Raw genomic sequence first — 25,630 nt, 5'->3', positions numbered from 1 at the left:
CTTATTGACTGTTCGCCAGTTGAAAACACCTGATGAAATGCGGTGAGAGAGATCAGAAACCGCCTCGGGAAGACTGAAAAAAGTCACAATCTCCGCGCCGCGGACGGCACCGGACGGTCGGCAGGTCCGGCAACCGTTCAGCACACGTAATTCAGCTCAGCACTCGATCGATGGCGTCGACGGCACTGTCCAGCTCGTCCTCGGTGACGGTCAGGGCCGGGCGGAATCGGATGCCGCGTTCGCCGGTGCCCAGCAGCAGGACGCGCTCGACTTCGCGTAGCTGCGTGACGACGGCATCGCGTAGATCGGCCGTGGTCAGCGTGATCGCGCACAGCAGTCCGCGGCCGCGCGGATCGCTCACCCGCGGATGACGCTCGGCCAGCACGACGAGCCGGTCGAGCAGATGGGCGCCGAGGCGGGCCGCGCGTTCGGCCAGGCCGTCGCGCTCGATCACCTCGAGGATGCGCCGCGCGCGCACCATGTCGGCGAGATTGCCGCCCCAGGTGGAGTTCAGTCGCGAACTCAGCGCGAAGACGTTGTCGGGCACCTCATCGATGCGACCGCCCGCCATGATGCCGCAGACCTGGGTCTTCTTACCGAAGGCGACGATGTCGGGGGTCAGACCGAGTTGTTCGTACGCCCAACGGGTTCCGGTGGCCGCGACGCCGGTCTGCACCTCGTCCAGGACGAACAGCGCGTCGAATTCGCGGCACATCGCCTGCATCTCCTGCAGGAACTGCGGCCGCATGTGCCGGTCGCCACCCTCGCCCTGGATCGGTTCGGCCAGGAAACAGGCGATGTCGTGCGGATTCTCGGTGAAGGCGGCGCGCGCCTGTGCCAGCGCCTGCGCCTCGGCGGCCTCGATGTCGACGTCGTGGGCCAGATACGGGGTGTCGATGCGGGGCCACGCGAATTTCGGGAAGCGGGCGATCTTGATCGGATCGGTGTTGGTCAGCGACATCGTGTAGCCGGTGCGTCCGTGGAACGCTCCGGTCAGATGCAACACCTGTGTACCGAGATACGGTGCGCGCCCGTGTATTTCGTTGTGCCGACTCTTCCAGTCGAAGGCCGCCTTGAGCGCGTTCTCCACCGCGAGCGCACCGCCGTCGATGAAGAACAGGTGCGGCAGTGCGGGATCGCCGAGTACGCGGGCGAAAGTGTCCACGAAACGGGCCATCTCGACGGTGTAGATATCGGAGTTGCTGGGTTTGTTCACCGCGGCGGTGAGCAGCTCGGTCCGGAAACGTTCGTCCTCCACCAGGGCGGGATGGTTCATCCCGAGGGCCGAGGAGGCGAAGAAGCCGAACATGTCCAGGTAGGCCGTGCCGTCGCGGGCGTCGACCAGTCGACGGCCGTGCGATCGGACCGGATCCAGGACCAGGTCGAACCCGTCGGCCAGGATGTTCGCGCGCAGAATCTCATGCACCCTTTCGGGGGTGACCAGCGGCGCGTCAGCAACCACCCCGGGGCGCTCCATTTCTAGGGTCACCCCTCAAGGTTACGTAAATTTTTACGCTTCCTCTACGTAATTCCGCATAAGTTACGATCAGACATCATCTGTCATAGAATGTCTGCAGAATGATGGTGCTTCGTGTCCGAACGTTGGCCGTCGCGCGGATCTCCTGCAACAACTGCTCCAGATGCCGGGGCGAAGCCACCCGCACCAGCAGGATGTAGCTCTCCTCGCCCGCCACCGAATGGCACGCCTCGATGCCCGGGACGTGCCGCAGTAGGGCCGGGGCGTCATCGGGCTGGGACGGGTCGAGAGGAGTGATCGCGACGAATGCCGACAGCAGTTGCCCCAACGCCTCCGGATCGATCTTGGCGGTGTATCCCTGGATCACACCCCGCGCCTCGAGGCGGCGCACCCTCGACTGCACCGCGGACACCGAGAGGTTCGCCTTCTCCGCAAGGTTGGACAGCGTGGCGCGGCCGTCCTCGGTCAGCTCCCGGATCAGTAGTCGATCGATCTCGTCCAGAACAGATTTCGCTGGTGCATCCGCCATCAGCGAAGGCTAACGCAGTGATTCGGACTCGTGGTCGTAACCGCGGCCGCCACCGGAACACCCGCACCCTACGGAGGTACCCATGACACGTGCCGCAACCGTCGTCGGCGATCCGGCCGCGCGCGCCGAAGGACTCCTGCTGAGCATGGGCGTCACGCCGCCAGCGCCCGGTTCCCTGGCAGCGCGCACCCCGATCACCGGCGGGACGCTCACCACTCTCGCGCCGAGTGACGATTCGGCGGTCGATGCCGCGATAGCGAAGGCCGCCAACGCATTTCGCACCTGGCGCACCGTGCCCGCACCGCAGCGCGCCGCGGTGGTGCGACGGCTCGGCGAGCTGTTGCGCGAGCATCTGCACGAGCTGGGTGAACTGGTCACCCTGGAGGCGGGCAAGATCGGCGCGGAGGCGCGCGGCGAGGTGCAGGAGATGATCGACATCTGCGAATTCGCGCTCGGACTCTCGCGGCAGCTGTACGGGCGCACCATGGCGTCGGAACGTCCCGGCCACCGGCTCATGGAGACCTGGCATCCACTCGGCGTGATCGGCGTGCTGTCCGCGTTCAACTTTCCGGTGGCGGTCTGGTCGTGGAACACCGCGATCGCGCTCGTCTGCGGTGACACCGTGGTCTGGAAGCCTTCGGAGACAACACCGTTGACCGCACTCGCCTGTCATGCGCTGGTGCGGCGCGCGGCCGTCGACGTGGGTGCGGATCCGCAGATCCATCAGCTGATCCAGGGCGCCGCCGATGTCGGGGAACGCCTGGTGGACGACGAGCGGGTCGCACTGGTCAGCGCGACCGGATCGGTGCGGATGGGACGTACGGTGGGCCCGCGGGTGGCGGCCCGGTTCGGGCGCTGTCTGCTGGAGCTGGGCGGTAACAACGCGGCGATCGTCACCCCCTCGGCGGATCTCGAATTGACCACGCGCGGTGTGGTTTTCGCCGCCGCGGGCACCGCCGGACAGCGGTGCACGACATTGCGGCGAGTGATCGCGCACGCGGACGTCGTCGAGGCACTGACCGACCGGCTGTGCGGCGCGTATCACCAACTGCGCGTGGGCGATCCGCTCGAGGACGGGGTTCTGGTCGGCCCGCTGATCAACGGCCGGGCCTACACCTCGATGCAGGACGCACTGGCTCGCGCACTCGCCGACGGCGGTGAATTGCTGTGCGGCGGTGAGCGTGTCATGGTCGGCGGCGAGGAGTCCTACTATGTGCGCCCCGCCGTCGTGCGCATGCCCGCACAGACCGAGGTGGTGCGCGAGGAGACCTTCGCCCCCATCCTGTACGTGCTCACCTACGACGATTTCGACGATGCGATCGCCCTGCACAACCAGGTTCCGCAGGGCCTGTCCTCCGCGGTGTTCACCCGCGACCAGCGCGAAGCGGAACGATTCCTCGCCGCCGACGGCTCCGACTGCGGCATCGCCAACGTCAACATCGGCACCTCCGGCGCGGAGATCGGCGGCGCGTTCGGCGGCGAGAAGCAGACCGGCGGCGGCCGCGAATCCGGCTCGGACTCCTGGAAGGCGTACATGCGCCGGGCCACGAACACGATCAACTACTCCACCGAACTACCCCTGGCGCAGGGCATCGAGTTCGGGTGAACCGGGTGTAACCATTCGCACCCGTTCCACATGCGGTCGGTGAATCGTGTCGGTGGCGGGGTGCAGACTGATGCGCATGGACCAGTTCTCCCGACCCACGCAGGAGTGGTTCGACGGTGCGTTTCCCGCGCCGACGGCCGCTCAGCTGGGTGCGTGGCGAGCGATTGCCGCCGGGGAGCACACGCTGGTCATCGCGCCGACCGGGTCCGGGAAGACGCTGTCGGCATTCCTGTGGGCGATCGATCAGCTCGCGGGGCGGCCGGCGGCGGAGAAGAAGACGCGCGGCACCAGCGTGTTGTACATCTCACCGCTCAAGGCGTTGGCGGTGGACGTGGAGCGCAATCTGCGGTCACCGCTGGTCGGGGTCACGCAGACCGCCAAGCGGCTGGGGTTGCCCGCGCCGGAGATCAGCGTCGGGGTCCGCTCGGGCGACACCACCGCGGCCGCGCGGCGATCGTTGCAGCGCACCCCGCCGGACATCCTGATCACCACGCCCGAATCGCTGTTCCTGATGCTCACCTCGGCCGCGCGCGAGACCTTGCGTGCGGTGCACACCGTCATCGTGGACGAGGTGCACGCCATCGCGGGCTCCAAACGCGGTGCACACCTGGCACTTTCACTGGCCCGGCTGGACGGGCTGACCGAGCGGCCGGCCCAGCGGATCGGGCTGTCCGCCACCGTCCGGCCGCCGGAGGAGATCGGGCGGTTCCTGGTCGGCCGCGCACCGATCACCATCGTCGCCCCGCCCGCACCGAAGACCTTCGACCTGTCGGTGCGGGTGCCGGTGGCGGATATGACCGAGCCGGATCCGGCAGGCGATTCGGAGCAGGCCGGTTCGATCTGGCCGCACGTCGATTCGGCCATCGTGGATCTCGTTCTGGCACACCGGTCCTCGATCGTGTTCGCCAATTCGCGGCGGCTGGCCGAACGACTCACCGCCCGGTTGAACGAGACATATGCCGAACGAATCGGTGCCGATACCGAGAACCCCGGGGCCGCATCCGAAACACCGGAGCCCGCCACGCGCACTCCCGCCCTGGTCGGCGCGACCTCGGATGTCAATCACGGCAGCGCGTCCCTGCTGGCCCGCGCGCACCACGGGTCGGTGAGCAAGGAGCAGCGCGCCATCATCGAGGACGACCTCAAGACCGGTCGGCTGCGCTGTGTGGTCGCGACGAGCAGTCTCGAACTCGGCATCGATATGGGCGCGGTCGATCTGGTCGTGCAGGTGGAGGCGCCGCCCTCGGTGGCCAGCGGACTGCAACGGGTCGGTCGGGCCGGACATCAGGTCGGCGAGATCTCCCGGGGCGTCATCTTCCCCAAACATCGCACCGATGTGATCCACTGCGCGGTCGCCTCGATGCGGATGACGGCCGGGCAGATCGAGCACCTGCGGATTCCCGCGCATCCGCTCGACATCCTGGCCCAGCAGACCGTCGCGGCCTGCGCCCTGGACCCGATCGACGCCGATACCTGGTTCGACATCGTCCGCAGCACGGGAAGCTATGCGACACTGCCGCGTTCGGCCTACGAATCGGTGCTGGATCTGCTGTCCGGACGCTACCCGTCCGATGAGTTCGCCGAGCTGCGCCCGCGGGTGGTGTGGGACCGCGATGCGGGCACACTGACCGGACGCCCGGGGGCACAGCGCCTGGCCGTCACCTCCGGGGGCGCGATTCCGGACCGCGGCCTGTTCCCGGTGTTCATGGTGGGCGAGAAGGCATCTCGGGTCGGCGAGCTCGACGAGGAGATGGTCTACGAGTCCCGGGTCGGCGACGTCTTCGCGCTCGGCGCGACCAGCTGGCGCATCGAGGAGATCACCCACGACCGCGTCCTGGTCACCCCCGCCTTCGGCCTACCCGGCCGACTCCCGTTCTGGCACGGCGATTCCCTCGGCCGCCCGGCCGAATTGGGCACGGCCCTGGGCGAATTCGTCCGGACGGCAGGTCAGGCGATCGAGCGCGCACCCGCGGCCAGGATCGATGCATTGTTCGATGCCGCGGCATCACCCGGCCCGGCTCACCCCGGGCCGACCGCACAGACCGAATCATCCATCGAATCCACATCCTCCGGCCGGTCACGGGGGCTCGAGACATCACCGGCCGACGGCGGCCCGGTGGACTCGCAGCGCAAGTCGGCCGGGACGAGCCGCGACCGGGTGAGTAACTCGTCCCGCCGCAAGAGCTCGAACGTCACCGATCTGGACGAACTCGGGAACATCGTGCACACCGCCGGGCTCGACGATTTCGCGACTGCCAATCTGGTTGCGCTGCTGCGGGATCAGCGATCCGCGACGGGGCATCTGCCGACCGACCGGACGTTGCTGGTGGAGCGATTCCGCGATGAGCTCGGCGACTGGCGGGTGGTGTTGCACTCGCCGTACGGGTTGCCGGTGCACGCGCCGTGGGCGCTGGCGGTGGGGGCGCGGTTGCGTGAGCGTTTCGGGGTGGACGCCGCACCGCAGGCCTCGGACGACGGGATCGTGGTGCGTCTGCCCGACACCACCGACGACCCACCGGGTGCGGATCTGTTCGTCTTCGAACCGGACGAGATCGATGACGTGGTGACCGAACAGGTCGGCGGCTCGGCGCTGTTCGCGTCGCGGTTCCGGGAGTGCGCGGCGCGGGCGCTGCTGCTGCCGCGCCGCGATCCGGGCCGCCGCGCCCCGCTGTGGCAGCAGCGCCAGCGCGCGGCGCAACTGCTGGATGTGGCGCGCAAGTTCCCGGATTTCCCGATGCTGCTGGAGACCGCGCGCGAATGTCTGCAGGACGTCTACGATCTGACCTCGCTGCGCGAGTTGCAGACCGGGATCGCCCACCGCAAGCTGCGACTGATCGAGGTCGAGACCGCCACTCCCTCGCCGTTCGCCAATGCTCTGCTGTTCGACTACATCGCCCAGTTCATGTACGAGGGCGACAGCCCGCTGGCCGAACGGCGTGCCGCGGCCCTGTCACTGGACTCGGGACTGCTGGCCGAACTGCTCGGGCGGGTGGAACTGCGCGAGTTGCTCGACGCCGCGGTACTCGAACTCACCGAACGCGAACTGCAGCGCCTGGTCCCCGAGCGGCAGGCCCGCGATGCCGAGGCACTGGCGGATCTGCTGCGTCTGCTGGGCCCGCTGACCCCCGCCGAGGCGGCGCAGCGGTGCACCGCCGATCCCGAGCCGTGGTTCGCCGAACTCGCCGAAGCCCGTCGTGCCCTGACGGTTTCCTACGCCGGGTTGCAGTGGTGGGTGGCGATCGAGGACGCCGCGCGGCTGCGCGACGCGCTGGGTGTGCCACTGCCGATCGGGGTTCCGGCGGCCTTCATCGAACCGGTCGCCGATCCGCTGGGCGATCTGGTCGGCCGGTACGCGCGTACGCACGGCCCGTTCGGGCTCGAGGCGCTGGCTCGCCGCTTCGGCATCGGCCCGGCCGTGGCCGCCACCGCCCTGCATCGGCTCGCCGCCGAAAAGCGGGTCGTGGAGGGTGAATTCACGCCCGGCTCGGCCGGTACGGAATGGTGCGACACCCAGGTGCTGCGCCGGTTGCGGCGGCGTTCGCTGGCCGCGGCGCGCAAGGAGATCGAACCCGTCGCGACCACCGCGTTCGCCCGGTTCCTGCCCGCCTGGCAGCAGGTGGGCACCGGTCAGCTGCGCGGCGTCGACGGCGTGGCCGCGGTCGTGGAACAGCTTGCGGGCGTACCGATTCCGGCCTCGGCCTGGGAGTCCCTGATCTTCCCCGCCCGGGTTCGCGACTATTCACCCGCCATGTTGGACGAGCTGATGTCCACCGGCGAGGTCATCTGGTCCGGCCACGGTTCCCTCACCGCCAAGGACGGCTGGATCGCCCTGCACACCGCCGACCAGGCCGCCCTCACCCTCCCCCCGCCCGACGACATCGACTTCACCGAAACCCAGATCCAACTACTGATGGCCTTGGGCGCCACCGTCATCCCGGAAACACCGACCCCGTCACCCGACATCGCCCCTCGATCACCCGCCGATCGCCCTGGGACCACCCGCGGCGGACCGAATTCGGATGCGTCCGAGCCGTATTCCACCGCCGAGGCAGGCACTACTGGACTACCCGGCACACCCACCTCCGACCCACTCCCGAATCACGGCCGACAGAATTCACACCGCGGCGCTACCCCGGACTCGAACGCACGCGGCAACGGCGCCACTCGCCCGAGGCGTCCGGATGCCCGGTCCTCCGACGATGCGGCCGGGAGCACGAACCACGTCCGCGACTCGAACACACGCGCTCCGAAGGACGGTTCTCCCGGAGCGGCCGACGGTGATACCGCGCAGGACGTGAACCGCGCAGCCGCGCCGCCGGTGCGGGCACAGGTGGTGCCCTCGGTCGGCGGGGCGTACTTCTTCCGGCAGCTCTCCGACGCCACCGGATTGCTCGACGATGCGGCGGTTGCGGCGGCGCTGTGGGAACTGGTGTGGGCCGGGCATGTCGCCGGTGACACGTTCGCGCCGGTGCGGGCGCTGCTGTCGGGGACCGCGCGTAGCACCACCACACATCGGGCGCCCCGGCGCACGCCGCGCGGTCGGGCGTATCTGCCGCGGGCGAATATGCCGTCCCGCACCGGACCACCGACTGTTGCCGGACGTTGGTCGCTGCTGCCGGAACGGTTGGCGGACAATACGATTCGCGCACACGCCACGGCCGATCTGCTCCTCGAACGGTACGGGGTGCTGACCCGGGGATCGGTTCAGGGCGAACAGGTTCCGGGCGGATTCGCGCTGATGTATCGCGTACTCACCGAATTCGAGGACCGCGGCCGGTGCCGACGCGGCTATTTCATCGATTCGCTCGGCGGGGCGCAGTTCTCCACGACCGACGTGGTGGACCGGCTGCGCTCCTTCGACACCGAACGATCCACCGAAACCGAAACCGCGCAACATACTTCGGACACCGCCCTGGCCCTGGCCGCCTGCGACCCCGCCAACCCCTACGGTGCAGCGCTGCCCTGGCCGAAGGGCGCGACCGAGGGCGCGGGACATCGTCCCGGACGCAAGGCCGGCGCGCTGGTCGTCCTCGTCGACGGCGAGCTCACCCTCTACCTCGAACGCGGCGGCAAAACCCTGCTGACCTTCACCGAGGCCCCTCAACAGCGCACCCGCGCCGCCGCCGCACTGGCCGCCCTGGTCCGCGACCGCCACGTCGACTCACTGGTCGTGGAACGCGTGGATGGCGAATCCGTACACGGCAACACCTTCGCCACCTTCCTCACCGAGGCCGGTTTCGCGGCGACGCCCCGCGGCTTCCGGCTACGGAGCAGACCGTGAGTCCGACCGGACCGACGCACCCGGTCCCGCTGCGCGCGGCTCGATCCCCTGCCGGAGGCCACTGTGCCCGAGGGTGACACCGTTTTCCGTGCCGCTGCGCGACTGCGTACGGCGTTGGCCGGAAAGATGCTGGTGCGCACCGATTTCCGGGTGCCACGGTATGCGACGCTGGATCTGTCCGGACAGACCGTCGAGGAGGTCGGCAGTTACGGCAAACATCTGTTCGTGCGGACACCGGCGGTCAGCATTCACACGCACCTGAAGATGGAGGGTGAGTGGCGGGTGTTCGCACCGGGTCAGCGCTGGACCAAACCGGCGTTCACCGCGCGGCTGATCCTCGCCACCGCCGAGGCCGAAGCCGTCGGCTTCGCACTGGGCACCGTGGAGGCGCTGCGGCGCGAGCAGGAACATACCGTCCTGGACCGGCTGGGCCCGGATCTGCTCGGCCCGAATTGGGATGCGGCCGAAGCGGTCCGCCGCCTCGCCGCAGAACCGGATCGCCCGATCGGCCTGGCCCTGCTCGACCAACGCAACCTCGCCGGGATCGGCAACATCTTCCGCAGCGAGATCTGTTTCATCGAACGCGTCGACCCACGACGCCAGGTCGGCTCGGTGCCCGACCTGCCCGCCCTGGTCGATCGGGCGCATCGAGTACTGCACTCCGCCGCATACGATCCGCCCTGGCGACCGTACGTCTACCGCCGCCATCGCCGACCGTGCCGCCGCTGCGGCACCGACCTGACGCTGACGCTCATCGGCGACGGCCCGGACAGCGAACGCGCGATCTACTTCTGTACCGGCTGCCAGGAGTGAGCCGAAGACTCGGACCTTCCCACCGCGACGCGCCCATACACCACATAGTGGCATTTGCCACTCGATAGCTAATATCTCGTACGATCCAGACGACATTCCAGTCGATGGGAAAATACGAGACAGGTCGCGCATGACCGCAGCAACCGCCCGGCGCATCGCGCGCGTCACCCTGCAAGTGGTGTACGCGCTGGTCGCGGTGGCTGTGATGCTGCTTCTGGGCTATCTGTTACTACATGCCCCGCACCACACCCGATAGCGCTCGGCGCGAACACTACTCAGCGCACAGCCCAACTCCTGCAGGCCGCCGCGAAGCTCGTCGAAAGTGAGCCCTGCCGCCCACATCGAGCGTCGGATCCGCTTCCCCCTCAGGCAAGTCCGTCGCCCGGCACATCGAAACCAGCCGATCACGTAGCCCTACAACGCACCAGGCGCGCAATTCAGCCGTCGGTCGGGACGGGCTCGAGGATCTCCGGGCGCGGTTCGGGGGCGGCGGCCCGCAACGCATCGGCCGCGATGTCGTCGGGTTGGGTCTGCGAGCGGATCTCGGCGTCCACCCGGGCGTTGTAAGTGGCGACCTCCTGCGCGACGCGCTCCGGATTCCAGCCCAGGACCGGGGCGACCAACTCGGCCACCTCCTGCGCGCACGCCACCCCGCGATGGGAGTACTCGATGGAGATCCGGGTGCGGCGGGCCAGGACGTCGTCCAGATGCAGCGCGCCCTCGGCGGTGGCCGCGTAGATCGCCTCCACCCGCAGATAGGTCGGGGATTCGGTGATCGGTTGCAGCAGTTCGGGATCGCCTGCGGCGAGATCGAGAACGTCGGTGACCTGCGAGCCGTAGCGATTCAGCAGATGCTCGATCCGATACGGATGCACACCGTAGGTCTGCGCCAGCTGCGGGGCCTGGTTGAGCAGGGCGAAATAGCCGTCCGCGCCCAGCAGCGGCACCTTCTCGGTGATCGACGGCGAGACCCGCTGCGGAATGTCCTGCGCCGCGGCCTCCACCGCGTCGTACGCCATCACCCGGTAGGTGGTGTACTTCCCGCCCGCGATGGCCACCAGCCCCGGGCAGATCCGCGCGACGGCGTGTTCGCGCGAGAGCTTGGAGGTCTCGTCGCTCTCCCCGGCCAGCAGCGGCCGCAGCCCGGCGTAGACGCCATGGATGTCCTCGTGGGTGAGCGGGGTGACCAGGACCTCGTTCACCCGCTCGAGCAGATAGGCGATATCGGCCCTGGTCGCCGCCGGATGGGCGAGATCGAGATTCCAGTCGGTGTCGGTGGTGCCGATGATCCAGTGGCTCGCACCCCACGGGATGACGAACAGCACCGAGGTCGGGGTCCGCAGAATCAGTGCGGTGTCACTGGTGATCCGATCGCGCGGCACCACGATGTGCACCCCCTTCGAGGCGCGCACGTGGAAGCGGCCGCGCTGGCGCGAGAGCGCCTGGATCTCGTCGGTCCACACACCCGTCGCATTGATCACCACATGCCCGCGCACCGAGGTGGTGCGGCCGTCCTCGCTATCGCGCACCTTCACCCCGACCACCCGATCGGCCTCGCGCAGAAATCCCACCACCTGCGTGGAGGTGCGGATGACCGCGCCGTAGTGCGCGGCGGTGCGGGCCACGGTCATGGTGTGCCGGGCGTCGTCGACGACCGTGTCGTAGTAGGTGACCCCGCCGATCAGCGCGTCCCGCCGGATTCCCGGCGCCAGGCGCAGTGCCGCCGAACGGGTCAGATGATGTTGTCCCGGAACGGATTTCGCACCGCCCATGGTGTCGTAGAGCATCAGTCCGGAGGCGACATACGGCCGTTCCCAGACCCGATGGGTCAGCGGATACAGGAATCGCAGCGGCTTGACCAGATGCGGCGCAAGGGTTTTCAGGCTCAGCTCACGTTCGTGCAACGCCTCCCGCACCAGACCGAAGTCCAGCTGTTCGAGATACCGCAGCCCGCCGTGGAACATCTTGGACGAGCGACTGGAGGTCCCCGAGGCCAGATCACGTGCCTCGACCAGCGCGACCTCGAGCCCGCGGGTGGCCGCGTCCAACGCGATACCCGCACCGACCACACCGCCGCCGATGACGACGACGTCGAAATGGTCGCGCCCCAGCCGCTCCCACGCGGCATCGCGCTGAGCGGGCCCCAGATCACCGGGGGGCGGGGACTGTGATTGCGATGTCTTGGTCATCCTCGACTCCTCCAGCCGATGCCGAACCGCTCGTAACCCCACCCGTAACCGGCGGGTAGCTGAAGGCCACAGTAGTGCACCGTCCCGACCACGGGGCATTACGACCCGGAGCGCGAACAGTCGTTCTCGCAACCCGGATCGAGATACGACTGTGCCCGGCAGATCGGATCTGCCGGGCGCAAGGTTCAGCAGCCGATCACACCCGGCTGGCACGGCCCGTGCACCGGCGGCGTGCCCGGCGGCGGCGGAAGCACTCCGGGCTGGGTCAGCGGAGTCGTGGGCGGCGGCGGATCATCGGCCCAGGCAGTGCCCGCCCCCATCGATGCCAACCCCACCGCGAGCACCGCGCCCGCCATCATTTTTCTGATCATTCGACATCCTCCCGAACTTCGGTCGACGACTGTCCCGAGCGCATTCGACACTATGAGAGCGGCCGAGCCTCCGACAATACGCGAGCCGTCCGGTCCGGACGCCAATTCTCTTCGGGCAGTGAATGATTCGCTCGAACGCGTACTACTCGCCGAGAGCTCGCGCGAGCCGGTCGACGGCCTCGCGCAGCACCGGCGCGTCGAAGGTGGTGAAGCACAGGCGCATCGCGCTGCGGTAGTCCGAATCGACCGCGAACGCGGATCCCGGGACATAGGCGAGACCGTGTTCGACTGCGCGCGAAAGCAATTCGGCAGTGTTGGTGCCGTCCGTGAACGCCGCCCACACGAACATGCCGCCGGTCGCGTCGGTGCTGACGATACGATCCCCGAACCGCTCACGCAGCGCGCCGACCAGTGCCTTCGCCCGCTCGCCGTAGCTACTTCGCACCATGTTGACATGGGCGGCAAGCCAATCCGAGTCGGCGAGCAGTTCGGCGGTGATCTGCTGCGTCAGGGCCGAACCGCACAGATCCGCCCCCTGTTTGAGCAGTTCCACACCACGACAGACCGCGTCCGGCGCGACCATCCAGCCCGCGCGCAGCGACGGGGCGAGGATCTTCGACGCACTGGACAAGCGAATCACGTTGGGCGAGTAGGTCGCAACGGGTTCGGGCGAGGGTCGGTCGAACCACAGCTCACCGTACGGATCGTCCTCGATCACCCATAAGCCGTACCGGTCGGCGAGTGCCGCCAGCTCCGCGCGACGCCGCGCGCTCATCGTCACCCCGCGCGGATTGTGGAAGTTGCTGACGGTATGCACGACCGCCGGACGCTCACCGCGCGCGAGCAGTTCGCCCAGCACGTCGACGCGCATACCCTCCTGGTCCAGCGGAACCGCCACGATCCGCGCACCCGCGGCCCGGAACACCTGCAGCGCACCGACATAGGCCGGATCCTCGACCACGACCAGCGCACCGGGATCCAGCAGCACCTCGCCCAACAGCGACAACGCCTGCTGCGAGCCGTGGGTGACGAACACCTCCTCGATCGGCACCGACCGGCCCAACCGCGCCGACTCCCGTGCGGCGAGCACCTCACGCAACGGTCCCCAGCCCGCCGACTGGGTGTACTGCAACCGCGAGCGATCGGCCAGCGCCGACTCGGCCGCCCGCGCGATCCGGTCGCGCGGCATGAGCTGCTCGTCCGGCAGGCCACCGGCCAGGCCGATGACGTCGGGCCGCTCGGTCAGCTTCAAGAGGTCACGAATCGCCGAACTCTGCAGACCATCGAGACGATGCGACAGCGATGGAGTGATAGGCGACATGAATACCTCCGACAACAGGCAAGATAAACCCACCATCGCACAAACAACCCATGATCTGAAATTTATATCTCAGATTGTGAGATATAAATCAGCTCAGCGCGGCGCTGTGGCGATCAGGTACTTGTCGCCGACCTTCTGCGTATCGATCAACTCCTGATAGGTCTGCGTCTTGCCGCCGGGCTGATGTTCGGTGATCACCACGGCGAAGCTGTTCGTCGTCAGCTCGTTGATGCGCAGGCAGTACGTGGTACCGACCGGGTACTGATCGATGACCTGCTGCGCGACGTCGACCTTGTTCGGCATGACGAAGGTCAACGCCTTCTGAGCGCTGCGATCGGTGTAGATCGCATGCTCGAAGCCGAGTATCGCCCCGGCCCCGCTCTTGGTGTCACCAGGACCGTTGCCGACTGTCGTCGTCCCGTTCGCATACGCCTGGCAACCCGCACCATCCGCCTCGGACGAGGGCTGCGCGGCCGGCGCCGCGGTGGGATCGGCATTCGTGCTGCCGTGACCGCGCATCGCGAAGACGATCACACCCACTATCGCGACCACCACGACGATCGCCGCGGCGATCCCGCCGATCAGCACACCGCGATTGCGGCGCGGCCCGTCGGACGTGGGCGCGGAGGTCTGGCGGCCCGAGGAACCGCCCACCTTCAGAACCAGATCGTCGTCATCCCACAGCGAACCCGAGGACGACCCCTTGCCGGACGCGGATCCGCGAGCGGCGACGCCGGGCTCACGCGGGGCCGCGAGCTTCTTGGCCAGATCGTCGTCGTCCCACAGCGAGCGCGGCTGCCCGGACTGGCCGTACTGGGACTTCGGCGGATCGGCCGGCTGCTCGGGCTGGGCGGGCGGCCGGGGCGGCACGGTCGACCACCGCGAACCCGTATCCGGCCCACCCTGCTGGCCACCGGACTGATCCGAATACCGCACCGTCTCCTGGGAGCCGGTCGAATCGGGCGAACGATACTGCTGGGGCTGCACGATCTCGCGCGAGCCGGTCGAATCGGGAGCCCGATACTGCTGCGGCTGCACGATCTCCCGGGAACCGGTCGAATCCGGGGCCCGATACTGCTGCGGCGGTGCGGGCACCGTCGGCGGCGCGGGCTGATCGACCGGCTGCCAGCCGAGGCTGGGCCGCTCGGACCCGTCGGCGGGCTGCCACCCGACGGACGGACGATCCGGACCGTCGGCGGGCTGCCATCCCACCGATCCGCCACCGGTAGGCGGACCGAACGCATCCACCGGAGGTCCGAATTCGCCCACCGGCGGACCGAATCCGGACGTGGGCGGCCCGAAACTCGACTCGCCACGTTCGCGCGACGACGGAACCGACTCCCCCGATTCGTCGTGTTCCGCATCGTCCATGGAGGCCATCACCCGTTCCTTCCCCATGACACCCGCGTGGGGCGGTCTACCAACGACCGCCCCACGTCGAATCAGCCTGCACCGGCGTCCTCCGGTCCGCCGGTACCGAATATCAGTTCTGGACCGAACCACTCCACTGCGTGGTGACACCGGCGGTATTCACCGTCTGCGGGGCGTAATTCCCCTCCGGCAGCCTACCAACGTGCGCGGCCGCGTCGAGTGCGGCGACCCCACCCGGCTGCATCCGGATCCAGCCCTCGACCGCCGCCTTGGCCGCATTGGCCTGGGTGGAGTCGACGTAGGTCGTGTTCTTGACGTCGTTGAAGCCGGTGCGGGCCTTGAGGTCATCGATACCCGTGGTGTGGGTGTAGGTGGTGACCTTGATCTTGTTGGCCTCGACGTACTCGATCGAGACGCCCGCATCGCCGGTCCCCGTGGGGGTCCGGTAGCCGACCGTACCGACGTAACCGTTGGCGTTGTTGAAGTGGTGCGTGTTGGCCACGTAACCGGGCGCGACGCCGCCACCGTCGATATTCGCGCCGACCTCGGTGTGCGGACCGTTCATCTGCACGACCGGTGCGGCAGGGGCGGACTGCAGGCTCGGCGAGCTCCAGCGCGGCGCGGTCTGCACGGTGCCCTGGTGGGCGTTGCCGTTGCCGGTCAGCCCATTCATGGTGTTGGTGTCCTGGCCCGGCTGCGGCTGCTGGTTCGGCTGCGGCTGGGTCGCGCTCGGACCGGGCATCACGGCCGGCTGCGCCGGACCGTTCTGCTCCTGGGCGTTCTGCCCCGGCACCGGCAGCGGCGCGACGCGCGGCGTGGTCACACCCGGCTGGACGGGACCGGCCAGACTCTGATCCGGTTGCCCCCCATCGGAATTGGGCTGGGTGACACCGGGCTGCGGCGAGGTCACGCCCGGCTGCGGCTTGGTCACTCCGGGCTGCGGAGTGTTGGTGTCGTTCGACTGCTGCCCCGGCTTGGTCCCCGGTTGCGCCGGCGCCTGGTTCTGCGTCGAGGGGCTGGGGTTACCCGCCTGCGTGTCGCCCGGCTGCGCGGGCGTGGTGGGAACCGTGGGCGGACTCACCGGATCCGCGCCCGCCGGTGCGGCCAGAAGGGTGGCCACGGCGGCTGCGGTGGCCAACGGCAACGAGGTTGCCACCGCACGTTGCACCCGATTCGGCTTACTACGATGATGTTTCACTGCTCGCAGTCCCTTTCCCGAGCACGGCCGCCGTCACGTCGCGCAAGGCACACCGCACTCCTGTTATCCCTCATCAGATGCCGGACCGCTGACGCGACCCCGGAGCCGCTCGCGAATTCCGGTCGGGAAAGGCACCATCCCCCCGCACACGAAACCCGCCAACCGACCCACCACTCACATCTCTGCGGGAAGTGAATCACACGAAGAGGTTTCCGGCAACACGAACCGAATTCCCAGTGCCGCAAACGCACTCGTTCCCATGCGACGGGTTGTCGAGGGGGCTGATCGGGGGTGACCGACGGGCTCGCCGAAAGCCTTGCCGCCGGGGCTATCCGAGGTCGTCGTGACGCATCAACTGGCGAGCCGCCTCGGTGATCGAACCCGACAGCGACGGGTACACCGAGAAGGTCTGCGCCAGATCGTTCACGGTGAGATTGTTCTGCACCGCCATCGCGATCGGCAGGATCAGTTCGGAGGCGATCGGGGCGACCACCACGCCGCCGATCACCACACCGGTCGCCGGACGGCAGAAGATCTTCACGAAACCGCGTCGCAGCCCGGACATCTTGGCCCGGGGATTGGTGTTCAGCGGCAGCATCACCGTGCGCGCCGGAACCTGACCGTCATCGATCGCGTTCTGGCTCACCCCGACCGTGGCGATCTCGGGACGGGTGAACACCGCCGAGGCCACCGTCTTGAGCCGGATCGGCTGCACTCCCTCGCCGAGTGCGTGATACATCGCGATCCGGCCCTGCATGGCCGCCACCGAGGCCAGCGGGAGCAGTCCGGTGCAGTCGCCCGCGGCGTACACGCCCGGCACCGGCGTGCGCGAGACCCGGTCCACCCGCAGATAGCCGCCCCGGTCCAGTTCGATGCCGATCCGCTCCAGGCCGAGGTTGCCGGTGTTCGGGGTCGAACCGACCGTCATCAGGGCGTGCGTACCGGTGACCGTGCGGCCGTCGGAGAGTTTGACCACGATTCCCTCGGCGGTGCGCTCCACCGCATCCGCGCGCGCCTGCTTGACCAGTTCCACGCCGCGTTCGGCCAGGGCGTCCTCGAGCACGAGTGCGGCGTCGGCGTCCTCGCCGGGCATCATCCGGTCACGACTGGACACCAGCTTCACCTTGACACCCATCTCGGTGTAGGCGTTCACGAATTCCGCACCGGTGACACCGGATCCGACGACCACCAGGGTCTTGGGCAGTTCCTGCAGGTCGTACAGCTGCCGCCAGTTCAGGATCCGCTCACCGTCCGGTTCGGCGCCGGGCAGTACGCGCGGGCTGGCGCCGGTGGCGATCAGCACCACCTCGGCCTCGAGCACCCGCTCCCCGCCGTCGGTCAGTCTGGCCCGCACCAGATGCGTGGCCAGGCCCGGAATCTGATCGATCAGCTCACCGGAGCCGTTGAGGATGTTCACCCCGGCGGCCTGGAGTTTGGTCCGGATATCGGAGGACTGCGCCTGCGCCAGGGCCTTGACCCGAGAGTTCACCTCGGACAACCGCACCTGGGCCTGCGCCGGATGCAGCGTGATTCCCAGATCCCGCGCGCGGCGCAGATCGGTGCGCACACCCGTGGAGGCGATGAAGGTCTTGGAGGGCACACAATCCCACAGCACGCATGCGCCACCGACGCCATCGGAGTCGATGACCGTGACCTCCGCGCCGTGCGCGGCGGCCACCAGCGCGGCCTCGTAACCGGCCGGGCCACCGCCGATGATTGCAATGCGGGTCATGGATACCTCCGCCTTCGTGCTGTTCGATCGGGATCTCCGGTCGTGGAAAGGGTATCTGTGCCTCGACACGCAGGCTCGCCCGCCGCATGTTTGCGGTCCGCCGGGCAGTCGTCACCCGACCGGAGCCGCGTGCTGTTTCACCGCGCACCCGGCGATTGCCGAACCATCCGACCAGCGAAGCGGCGAATCGCACACTGCCTCGCTCACAAGCGCTTTTCCGCATGTCCGAGCGGTTTCCGCGGGGCGGGCGGTACGGGCGCCGGAGATCGGATGGGCGGGATGGGGACGAGTACGCGCGGTCATTCGATACTCTTGCCTGGTGCCGATATACGCCGCATATGGATCCAATATGGATCCCGAGCAGATGCTCAAGCGCTGTCCGCACTCCCCCGTGTACGGAACCGGCTGGTTGGAGGGCTGGCGCCTGACCTTCGCCGGGGACGACATCGGCTGGGAGGGACCGCTGGCGACGGTGGTCGAGGAGCCCGGGGCTCGCGTGTTCGTCGTGCTGTACGACGTTCCCGACGAGGACGAGGCGAGCCTGGACCGCTGGGAAGGTTCGGATTTCGGCATACACAAGAAGATCCGGCTGCGCGTCACCCCGAGTTCGGGCACCGGCTCGCAACCCGTGCTGGCCTGGCTGTACGTCCTGGACGCCTACGAGGGCGGACTACCCTCGGCCCGCTACATCGGCGTGATCGCCGATGCCGCCGAAAAGGCCGGCGCCCCAGCCGAATACGTGCACGCCCTGCGCACCCGCAACTCCAGAAACGTAGGTCCGGGGGCCGGATAGCCGAACGGCCGCACCCCTTTCCAGGGATACGGCCGTCACAGCGACCCGTTCTAACTCGCGTTCAGAACCAGGTTGGTGAGTACGCGCACGCCGACGGCGAGAGCGCGTTCGTCCAGGTCGAAGGTGGGCTGGTGCAGGTCCAGCTGTTCACCGTGACCGGACCACACGCCCAGGCGGGCCATCGCGCCGGGAACCTGTTCGAGATACCAGGAGAAGTCCTCGCCGCCGCCGGACTGCGGGGTGTCGGCCAGTGCGTCGGGGCCCAGGGCGCGGATCGCGTCCTCGAACATCCGGGTGGCCTGCTCCTCGTTGACCACCGGCGGGACGCCGCGCTTGTAGTTCAGCTGATACCGCACACCCGTGGGCGCGAGCAGACCGTCGACGATCTCCCGCACCATCGGCTCGAGCAGCGACCAGGTCGCGTGATCGCCGGTGCGGACGGTTCCGGTGAGCATGCCGGTCTGCGGAATCGCATTGGGGGCCTTGCCCGCCGAGACCGCACCCCACACCATCACGGTGCTGGTACGCGGATCGATCCGACGGCTCAGCAGTCCGGGCAGACCGGTGATGACCGTGCCGATCGCGTACACCAGGTCGCTGGTCAGATGCGGACGCGAGGTGTGCCCGCCGGGTGAGTCCAACACCAGTTCCACGGTGTCCGCGGCCGAGGTGATCGCGCCGACCCGCACTCCGACCCGCCCGGCCTCGAGCCGGGGATCGCAGTGCAGCGCGAACGTCCGCGAGACGCCTTCCATCGCACCCGCGGCGACCATATCGATCGCGCCGCCGGGCATGACCTCCTCGGCGTGCTGGAACACCAGCCGCACGCCGACCGGCAGATGCGGCACCTCGGCCAGAGCCGAGGCCGCGCCCAGCAGGATGGCGGTGTGCGCGTCGTGCCCGCAGGCGTGCGAGACGCCCGGCACCGTCGAGGCGAAGGGCAGTCCGGTGTACTCCTGCAGCGGCAGCGCGTCCATGTCCGCGCGCAGGCCGATCCGCGGGCCGTCGGGGCCGATATCACACAGCAGACCGGTTCCGGTGGGCAGTTTGCGGGGCTCTAATCCGGCCTTGACCAGCCAGGACTCCACGAATTCGGTGGTCGCGAATTCGGTCCGGGACAATTCCGGGTTGGTGTGCAGATGCCGCCGCCACCCGATGAGATCGTCCGCGTTCTCACGGAGCCACGCGTCGACGATCGCGGGCCCCGCGCCCGGATCACCGGGTTCGTCCGAGGCCGTCGTGTCCGGGCCCGCCGCCGCGGTTCGGCCTTCTGTGCTCACCGAAAATCCTCCTGTCGCTGAACGCTGTGTTCCAACAACCGTTCTCTATGGAATTGATCGCCCGCGACCTGTATCGCGGTACGCGCCAACGCCGTGGCCCCATCGATCACCGCCAGATCCGCGGAATCGGTGACGCATGCCGCCGCGAATTCCGGCTGATGCGTCACCGATCCCGCGGCGTCGATGCCGATGACCGGATGGATACCCGGGATGACATTGGTGACGTTGCCCATGTCGGTACTGCCCAGCGGACGCGCTGCCTCGAGTTCCGGCGACAGCGGCACGCGTCCGATACCGGCGATCTGCTCGCGGTAGGCACACAGTACTGCCGCATCGGGGGTGAGCTCGGTATACGTGGGCGCGAGCATCCGGATGTCGTGGGTAGTTCCGGTAGCCAGCGCTCCCGCCTCGAAACAAGCCGATGCGCGTCGCATCAGATCGTCGAGGGATGCGGAGTCGGCTGCGCGTAGGTAGTACAGCAGTTCCGCGTGCTCGGGCACGATGTTGGGGGCCACGCCGCCGGATTCGACTATACCGTGCAGTTGCTGTCCGGGCGCGAGATGTTGACGCAGCAACCCCAACGCAACCTGCGCGACGGTCACCGCGTCACCGGCGTTGCGGCCCTGTTCGGGGGCCGCGCTGGCATGTGCGGCCCGGCCCGTGTAGCTGATGGACAGATCGGCCAGGGCCAGTGAGCGCGCACCGACGATGTCGTACGGACCCGGATGGACCATCATCGCCATCGCCACGCCGTCGAACACGCCGCGCTCGAGCATGAGCACCTTGCCACCGCCGCTCTCCTCGGCCGGTGTGCCGAACACCTTCACCGTGATCGCGCACGCGTCTGCCACTTCGGCCAGCCCGAGCGCGGCACCCACCGCGGACGCGGCGATGATGTTGTGCCCGCACGCGTGGCCCATCTCTGGCAACGCGTCGTATTCGGCACAGATTCCCACGACGAGCGGGCCGTGGCCGTAGGTCGCGGTGAACGCGGTGTCCAGCCCGGCAACCCCCGTCTCGACGGCGAATCCGCGCTCGCGCAGCGGCTCGAGGGTTTTGGCGACGCTGCGGAACTCGGCGAACGCCAGCTCGGGTTCGGCGTGGATGGAATGGGACAGCGCGAGCAGCTCCGCGGCGGCGCGGGCGATGCCGGCGTCGGCGGACGCGGTGAGCGTCGGGTCGGCCGCCGCGAGGACGGGATCGGGCGACGGATCCGCAGGCTCGGGCTGTCGGTCGGCGCCGCGATATGCCATGCCTCAGTCTCGCACCCGACAGTGCGGTTGCGGAGTGTTGGCCAACAAGCCCGCGGGTCCGGTGGTGGCGACCCGCGGGCGTTGCCACCGGATCAGGGCTGGAAAGCCAGGTTCTCCTGGGTCGTCGGCACGGCGAGCCCGGCCAGTGCGCGGCCGTGCAGGGCCCGCTTGATGACCGGCAGATTCGGCTTGCGGTTACCGGCCAGCGCCCCGGCCTGTTCGACCGCGGCCGCCAGCAGTGCGTCGGCATCGGCCGCGGCGTCGACGATCCCGGCGGCGATCGCGTCCTGCGCGCTGTAGCGACGTCCGGTGGTCATCGCCTCGACCGCGACCTGATTGGTCAACCGCTCGGTGACCAGCGCGTTCATCGCGACAGTGAACGGCATGCCCAGATGGACCTCGGGCAGGCACCAGTATCCGCGATCGGCGCGCATCACCCGGAAGTCGTGCGAGGTGGCCAGCATCGCGCCCGCGCCGAAGGCGTGCCCGTTCACCGCGGCCACCGTGGCCATCGGGAAGGTCAGCAGGCGGCTGAACAGGCTGTGCACCCGGTCCAGGTACCAGCCGCTGCGGTCGAAGTTGCCGAACAGCCAGTCGGTGTCCAGACCGTTGGTGTAGAACTTGCCGGTCGAGACGGTGACCAGCGCGGCCGGCGGGTTCGGCTGCTCGGTGGTGACCCCGGCCTGTTCGACCTCGTCCAGCAACCCGTGGAAGGTGTCGATCCAGTCGGGATGGAAGCGGTTCTCGGTGTCGGCCTGTCCCTCGTTGCCGAGGTAGAGCACGAACACGTCCCCGTCACGTTCCAAATACGGCATACGCAGCAGCATAACGACGCCGCCACACAAGTTACCGGCGAGTCGGTACCGGCACGCGCATCAGATCCTCGGCCACCACCAGCTCGCCGTCGAAGTATTTCGCCGCCTCGAGCCGGTGGTCCTCGAGATCGGCGTAGCGCTGGGAGAAATGGGTCAGCACCAGGGTGCGCACCCCGGCCGCCTGCGCCACCTGCGCGGCCTGTGCGGCGGTGAGGTGACCGTACTCGTGCGCCAGTCCCGCATCGGTGTCCAGGAAGGTGGCCTCGATGACGAGCATGTCGGCGTCCTGCGCCAATTCCGCCACGCCGGAACACATCCGGGTGTCCATCACGAACGCGAAGCGCTGCCCGCGCCGCACCGTGGAGACCTCGTCCAGGGTGACGACCCGATCATCGGGCAGCCGCAGCGAACCCTCGCGCTGCAGACGGCCGACATCGGGTCCGGAGATTCCGAATTCGGCCAGTCGATCGGGCAGGATGCGCCGTCCGTCCGGCTCGATCAGCCGGTAGCCGAAGGTCTCGACGCGATGGTCCAGCCGAATCGCCTCGAATTCGAACGCCGTGTCCGGCAACGGGATCGCACCCGTCGCATCGACCGGCTGTTCGCGCAGACCCGCGAAGTACGGCACCACATCGCGCAACCGGCAATAGAATTCGCGGCCCGCGGCCGGGAAGCAGATGTCGACCGGATGCGTCACCTGATCCAGGTTCAGGCGCGCGAGCACACCCGGCAGGCCCAGGCAGTGGTCGCCGTGGAAGTGGGTCAGGCAGATCCGCGTGATCGAGGCGGCCGACACACCCGCGAACGACATCTGCCGCTGGGTGCCCTCGCCGGGATCGAACAGCAGCCCCTCGCCGTCCCAGCGCAGCAGATACCCGTTGTGGTTACGCTGGCGGGTCGGCACCTGGCTGGCCGTCCCCAGTACGACGAGCTCACGCGCAGTCACAACTCTGTTCCCACCACATTTTCGACACGACGTCCACCCGCGCACCGCGGGTCCGGCGTGCGCGACGCTACCAGGCACCCCGGGGGACGGCAGGTCACCCGGAAACCGCACGCCGTGACGTATCGCACTATCGTGAACCACATGCTTGCCGAACAGGCTGCGGCGGCGATCGCCGAGCGCACCGGAGTTCCGCACCACCGCATCGCCGTCGTACTCGGGTCGGGCTGGCAGGACGCCGCCGCCGAGATCGGCGCCCCGGCGGCCTCGGTGCCCATGACCGAGCTGCCCGGATTCGATGCGCCCACCGCCCAGGGCCATCAGGGCACCGTGCATTCGGTGACGGTGAACGATTCGCCCGTGCTGCTGATGATGGGCCGTCAGCATCTCTACGAAGGGCACGAACCCGCGCAGGTGGTGCACGGGGTGCGCACGGCGATCGCGTCCGGAGCGGACACCATCCTGCTGACCAATGCGGCCGGGGGAATCCGTCCCGGACTGCGGGTGGGCGAGCCGGTGCTGATCTCCGACCACCTGAACCTGACCGGACGCACGCCGCTGACCGGGGCGTCGTTCGTCGATCTGGTCGATGCGTGGGATCCCGAATTGCGCACTCTGGCAAGAGAAGTCGATCCGGACCTGACCGAGGGCGTCTACGCGGGCCTGACCGGACCGCAGTACGAGACGCCCGCGGAGATCCGCATGTTCGGCGCACTGGGCGCGGATCTGGTCGGGATGTCCACGGTGCTGGAGGCCATCGCGTGTCGCGCGCTGGGCGCGCGGGTGCTGGGCATCTCGCTGGTCACGAATCTGGCCGCCGGGGTGACCGGTGAACCCCTCTCGCACGCCGAGGTGCTCGCCGAGGGCCGCGCCGCCGCCCCGCGACTGGGCAAACTGCTGCGCGGCGTGCTCGAGCGCATCTGAGTCGGCGAATCCGCGAACCGCGCCGATGCGGTCCGACCGCACCGGAATTCGAAGCACCGGAAACCTGATGTGCCGGAAAGGATTGTGCTGATGCTGCGATTCGGGACGGCCGGCCTGCGGGGACCACTGCAGGACGGTCCGGACGGGATGAACGTGGACACGGTGCAGCGCGCCACCGCGGGACTCGCCGACTGGCTGCGTGAGCGCTGTCTGGGCGGCGGCGTGGTGATCGTCGGGCGCGACGCCCGGCACGGATCGGCCGAATTCGCCACGGCCACCGCGGAAGTCCTCGCCGCGGCCGGATTCTCGGTCCTGGCGCTGCCGCGCCCGCTGCCCACCCCGGTCGTGGCCTTCGCCGTGCGCGAACTGGGAGCCGTGGCCGGAGTGCAGATCACCGCGTCACACAATCCGGCCACCGACAACGGCTACAAGGTCTATCTCAGCGGCGGCTCCCAGCTGATCCCGCCCGCCGACACGGAGATCGAACGCCACATCGAAGCCGTGCGCGAACCGATCTCCCGCGCCGACCCGCAACCGACCTCCCCCGACCCGCAATTGCTGGACCTCCCGCCTGGCACCCCGGTCGCCGAACTGGGCGAGGAGATCGTCCGCCGCTATCTCGACCGCGTCGCCACCCTGCCCGCCCGGCTCGGCGGATCCGATGCCGCGCCGGACGCACCGAACACCGGCCGGACGACCCCGGGCTCCGCGAAACTCCCGATTCCGTTGCGGCGCAACGAACTCCGGATCGCGTTGACGCCGATGCACGGTGTGGGCGGGGAACTCGCCGTCGCGGCACTGCACGCGGCCGGATTCACCGATGTGCAGGTGGTGGTCGAGCAGTTCGCGCCGGATCCGGATTTCCCGACCGTCGGGTTCCCGAATCCGGAGGAGCCGGGGGCCGCGGATCTGCTGCTCGCGCTGGCCGATCGGATCGATGCCGATCTGGCGATCGCGCTGGATCCCGATGCCGATCGATGCGCCGTCGCGCTGCCCGGACCGGACGGCCGCCGGATGCTGCGCGGTGATGAAACCGGCGTGCTGCTGGGCGATTTCGTCCTCCGCGACGCCCCCGCCGACGCGCTGGTGGCGACCACCATCGTGTCCTCGCGGTTGTTGAGCAAGCTGGCCCCGGCCCGCGGCGCGCGGTACGCCGAGACGCTGACCGGCTTCAAATGGCTCGCGCGGGCGGGGAACGGCCTGGTCTACGCGTACGAGGAGGCGATCGGGCACTGCGTGGATCCGGCGGCGGTGCGCGACAAGGACGGCATCTCCGCCGCGGTCGCGGCCGCCGAACTCGTCGCCCGGCTGCGTGCCGACGGACGCAGCCCGCTCGATCTGCTCGACGATTACGCCCTCGAATTCGGCCTGCACGCCGGGGATCAGGTCTCGCTGCGACTGACCGATCAGGCCGCTGCGGCACAGGTGCTCGACCGGCTGCGCGAGAATCCGCCGGACGCCATCGCCGGTACCCCGGTCACCTGCACCGATATGGCGCAGGTGCGCGGCCCGATGCGCACCGACGCGCTGATCTTCGACGCGGCCGCGCAACGCATCGTGGTCCGCCCGTCGGGCACCGAGCCCAAGCTCAAGTGCTATCTCGAGGTCGTCGAGCCGGTGTCGTCCCGGGCTGCGCTGCCAGCGGCGAAACAGGCTGCCGCGCAACGCCTGTCCGATCTGCGCAAATACTTCGAGAATCTGTAGCACCGGCGGTCCGGCCGGAATTCGGTGCGG

19 protein-coding genes are annotated in these 25,630 nt (G+C 68.7%); 7 read left to right on the top strand and 12 right to left on the bottom strand.

From position 1 onward, the window contains the following. Positions 1-151: 151 nt before the first annotated feature. Both lat and ON40_RS06410 read right to left on the bottom strand, forming a co-directional pair. The gene (gene lat / locus ON40_RS06415) at positions 152-1,477 is read right to left on the bottom strand and encodes an L-lysine 6-transaminase (RefSeq protein ID WP_051192742.1); all 1,326 of its coding nucleotides are present in this window, start codon (positions 1,475-1,477) and stop codon (positions 152-154) included. A 76-nt stretch (positions 1,478-1,553) separates the two neighbouring features. Next, entirely contained in the window at positions 1,554-2,006 is a 453-nt protein-coding gene (locus ON40_RS06410; RefSeq protein WP_040819361.1) for an Lrp/AsnC family transcriptional regulator, read from the bottom strand. Between the two features lie 145 nt (positions 2,007-2,151). On the opposite strand from ON40_RS06410, the gene amaB reads away from it, so the two are divergent. The 4 genes from amaB (at position 2,152) to ON40_RS55405 (ending at position 9,962) form a co-directional block, all read left to right on the top strand. Continuing rightward, positions 2,152-3,612, top strand: a complete 1,461-nt coding sequence (gene amaB, locus ON40_RS06405; protein ID WP_051192756.1) for an L-piperidine-6-carboxylate dehydrogenase — start codon at positions 2,152-2,154, stop codon at positions 3,610-3,612. A gap of 70 nt (positions 3,613-3,682) precedes the next feature. Further along, entirely contained in the window at positions 3,683-8,893 is a 5,211-nt protein-coding gene (locus ON40_RS49635; protein WP_444543721.1) for an ATP-dependent helicase, read from the top strand. Positions 8,894-8,956: 63 nt separating this feature from the next. Further along, positions 8,957-9,706, top strand: a complete 750-nt coding sequence (locus ON40_RS06395) for a DNA-formamidopyrimidine glycosylase family protein (protein ID WP_040819357.1) — start codon at positions 8,957-8,959, stop codon at positions 9,704-9,706. A gap of 130 nt (positions 9,707-9,836) precedes the next feature. Further along, positions 9,837-9,962, top strand: a complete 126-nt coding sequence (locus ON40_RS55405; RefSeq protein ID WP_281033005.1) for a hypothetical protein — start codon at positions 9,837-9,839, stop codon at positions 9,960-9,962. Between the two features lie 181 nt (positions 9,963-10,143). Here the strand turns inward: ON40_RS55405 and glpD are convergent, their stop codons facing one another. The 6 genes from glpD to ON40_RS06365 all read right to left on the bottom strand — a co-directional run bounded on the left by glpD (position 10,144) and on the right by ON40_RS06365 (position 17,888). Continuing rightward, complete coding sequence (gene glpD, locus ON40_RS06390; protein ID WP_051192741.1) at positions 10,144-11,895, bottom strand: glycerol-3-phosphate dehydrogenase; 1,752 nt, start codon at positions 11,893-11,895, stop codon at positions 10,144-10,146. Between the two features lie 185 nt (positions 11,896-12,080). Next, positions 12,081-12,266 carry a hypothetical protein gene (locus ON40_RS06385; protein ID WP_040819355.1) on the bottom strand — a complete coding sequence of 62 codons (186 nt, stop codon included), beginning with the start codon at positions 12,264-12,266 and terminating at the stop codon, positions 12,081-12,083. A 142-nt stretch (positions 12,267-12,408) separates the two neighbouring features. Next, complete coding sequence (locus ON40_RS06380) at positions 12,409-13,587, bottom strand: aminotransferase-like domain-containing protein (protein ID WP_040819353.1); 1,179 nt, start codon at positions 13,585-13,587, stop codon at positions 12,409-12,411. A 93-nt stretch (positions 13,588-13,680) separates the two neighbouring features. Next, positions 13,681-14,967, bottom strand: a complete 1,287-nt coding sequence (locus ON40_RS06375) for a DUF8176 domain-containing protein (RefSeq protein WP_157186216.1) — start codon at positions 14,965-14,967, stop codon at positions 13,681-13,683. Positions 14,968-15,070: 103 nt separating this feature from the next. After that, on the bottom strand, positions 15,071-16,114 hold the full coding sequence (locus ON40_RS06370) for a hypothetical protein (RefSeq protein ID WP_245567685.1): 1,044 nt from the start codon (positions 16,112-16,114) through the stop codon (positions 15,071-15,073). 370 nt (positions 16,115-16,484) lie between these two features. After that, positions 16,485-17,888, bottom strand: a complete 1,404-nt coding sequence (locus ON40_RS06365) for an NAD(P)H-quinone dehydrogenase (protein ID WP_040819347.1) — start codon at positions 17,886-17,888, stop codon at positions 16,485-16,487. Positions 17,889-18,207: 319 nt separating this feature from the next. Between ON40_RS06365 and ON40_RS06360 the strand changes: the two genes are divergently transcribed. Further along, positions 18,208-18,681 (top strand): gamma-glutamylcyclotransferase family protein, encoded by a 474-nt coding sequence (locus ON40_RS06360; RefSeq protein ID WP_040819344.1) that lies wholly within the window; start codon positions 18,208-18,210, stop codon positions 18,679-18,681. 50 nt (positions 18,682-18,731) lie between these two features. Here the strand turns inward: ON40_RS06360 and ON40_RS06355 are convergent, their stop codons facing one another. The 4 genes from ON40_RS06355 to ON40_RS06340 form a co-directional block, all read right to left on the bottom strand. Next, complete coding sequence (locus tag ON40_RS06355) at positions 18,732-19,877, bottom strand: M20 family metallopeptidase (protein ID WP_040819617.1); 1,146 nt, start codon at positions 19,875-19,877, stop codon at positions 18,732-18,734. Between the two features lie 80 nt (positions 19,878-19,957). Next, the gene (locus tag ON40_RS06350) at positions 19,958-21,214 is read right to left on the bottom strand and encodes a M20 family metallopeptidase (protein ID WP_083895437.1); all 1,257 of its coding nucleotides are present in this window, start codon (positions 21,212-21,214) and stop codon (positions 19,958-19,960) included. 92 nt (positions 21,215-21,306) lie between these two features. Continuing rightward, on the bottom strand, positions 21,307-22,029 hold the full coding sequence (locus ON40_RS06345) for an enoyl-CoA hydratase-related protein (RefSeq protein WP_040819612.1): 723 nt from the start codon (positions 22,027-22,029) through the stop codon (positions 21,307-21,309). A gap of 31 nt (positions 22,030-22,060) precedes the next feature. After that, the gene (locus ON40_RS06340; RefSeq protein ID WP_040819341.1) at positions 22,061-22,975 is read right to left on the bottom strand and encodes a ribonuclease Z; all 915 of its coding nucleotides are present in this window, start codon (positions 22,973-22,975) and stop codon (positions 22,061-22,063) included. A 141-nt stretch (positions 22,976-23,116) separates the two neighbouring features. Here ON40_RS06340 and ON40_RS06335 point away from each other — a divergent pair, with 141 nt between their 5' ends. Then, positions 23,117-23,896: a purine-nucleoside phosphorylase gene (locus ON40_RS06335; protein WP_040819338.1), complete on the top strand. Its 780-nt coding sequence runs from the start codon at positions 23,117-23,119 to the stop codon at positions 23,894-23,896. A gap of 90 nt (positions 23,897-23,986) precedes the next feature. Next, a complete protein-coding gene (locus ON40_RS06330) occupies positions 23,987-25,600 on the top strand; it encodes a phospho-sugar mutase (RefSeq protein ID WP_083895454.1) in 1,614 nt (537 codons plus the stop codon). The last annotated feature ends 30 nt before the right edge of the window (positions 25,601-25,630 follow it).

The organism is Nocardia jiangxiensis NBRC 101359, assembly GCF_000308615.1.
GTDB classification, from domain to species: Bacteria; Actinomycetota; Actinomycetes; order Mycobacteriales; family Mycobacteriaceae; genus Nocardia; species Nocardia jiangxiensis.
Note: the sequence above shows the minus strand (reverse complement) of the source record. Positions and strands in the feature narration are given on the sequence as shown.

Excerpts from the sequence above, each read along its gene's own strand:
- ON40_RS06345 (WP_040819612.1), bottom strand. The coding sequence starts at position 22,029 with ATGCCGTATTTGGAACGTGACGGGGACGTGTTCGTGCTCTACCTCGGC.
- amaB (WP_051192756.1), top strand. The coding sequence starts at position 2,152 with ATGGGCGTCACGCCGCCAGCGCCCGGTTCCCTGGCAGCGCGCACCCCG.
- ON40_RS06385 (WP_040819355.1), bottom strand. The coding sequence starts at position 12,266 with ATGATCAGAAAAATGATGGCGGGCGCGGTGCTCGCGGTGGGGTTGGCA.
- ON40_RS06350 (WP_083895437.1), bottom strand. The coding sequence starts at position 21,214 with ATGGCATATCGCGGCGCCGACCGACAGCCCGAGCCTGCGGATCCGTCG.
- ON40_RS06335 (WP_040819338.1), top strand. The coding sequence starts at position 23,117 with ATGCTTGCCGAACAGGCTGCGGCGGCGATCGCCGAGCGCACCGGAGTT.
- ON40_RS06380 (WP_040819353.1), bottom strand. The coding sequence starts at position 13,587 with ATGTCGCCTATCACTCCATCGCTGTCGCATCGTCTCGATGGTCTGCAG.
- ON40_RS06410 (WP_040819361.1), bottom strand. The coding sequence starts at position 2,006 with ATGGCGGATGCACCAGCGAAATCTGTTCTGGACGAGATCGATCGACTA.
- ON40_RS06375 (WP_157186216.1), bottom strand. The coding sequence starts at position 14,967 with ATGGCCTCCATGGACGATGCGGAACACGACGAATCGGGGGAGTCGGTT.
- glpD (WP_051192741.1), bottom strand. The coding sequence starts at position 11,895 with ATGACCAAGACATCGCAATCACAGTCCCCGCCCCCCGGTGATCTGGGG.
- ON40_RS06330 (WP_083895454.1), top strand. The coding sequence starts at position 23,987 with ATGCTGCGATTCGGGACGGCCGGCCTGCGGGGACCACTGCAGGACGGT.
- ON40_RS49635 (WP_444543721.1), top strand. The coding sequence starts at position 3,683 with ATGCGCATGGACCAGTTCTCCCGACCCACGCAGGAGTGGTTCGACGGT.
- ON40_RS55405 (WP_281033005.1), top strand. The coding sequence starts at position 9,837 with ATGACCGCAGCAACCGCCCGGCGCATCGCGCGCGTCACCCTGCAAGTG.
- ON40_RS06365 (WP_040819347.1), bottom strand. The coding sequence starts at position 17,888 with ATGACCCGCATTGCAATCATCGGCGGTGGCCCGGCCGGTTACGAGGCC.
- lat (WP_051192742.1), bottom strand. The coding sequence starts at position 1,477 with ATGGAGCGCCCCGGGGTGGTTGCTGACGCGCCGCTGGTCACCCCCGAA.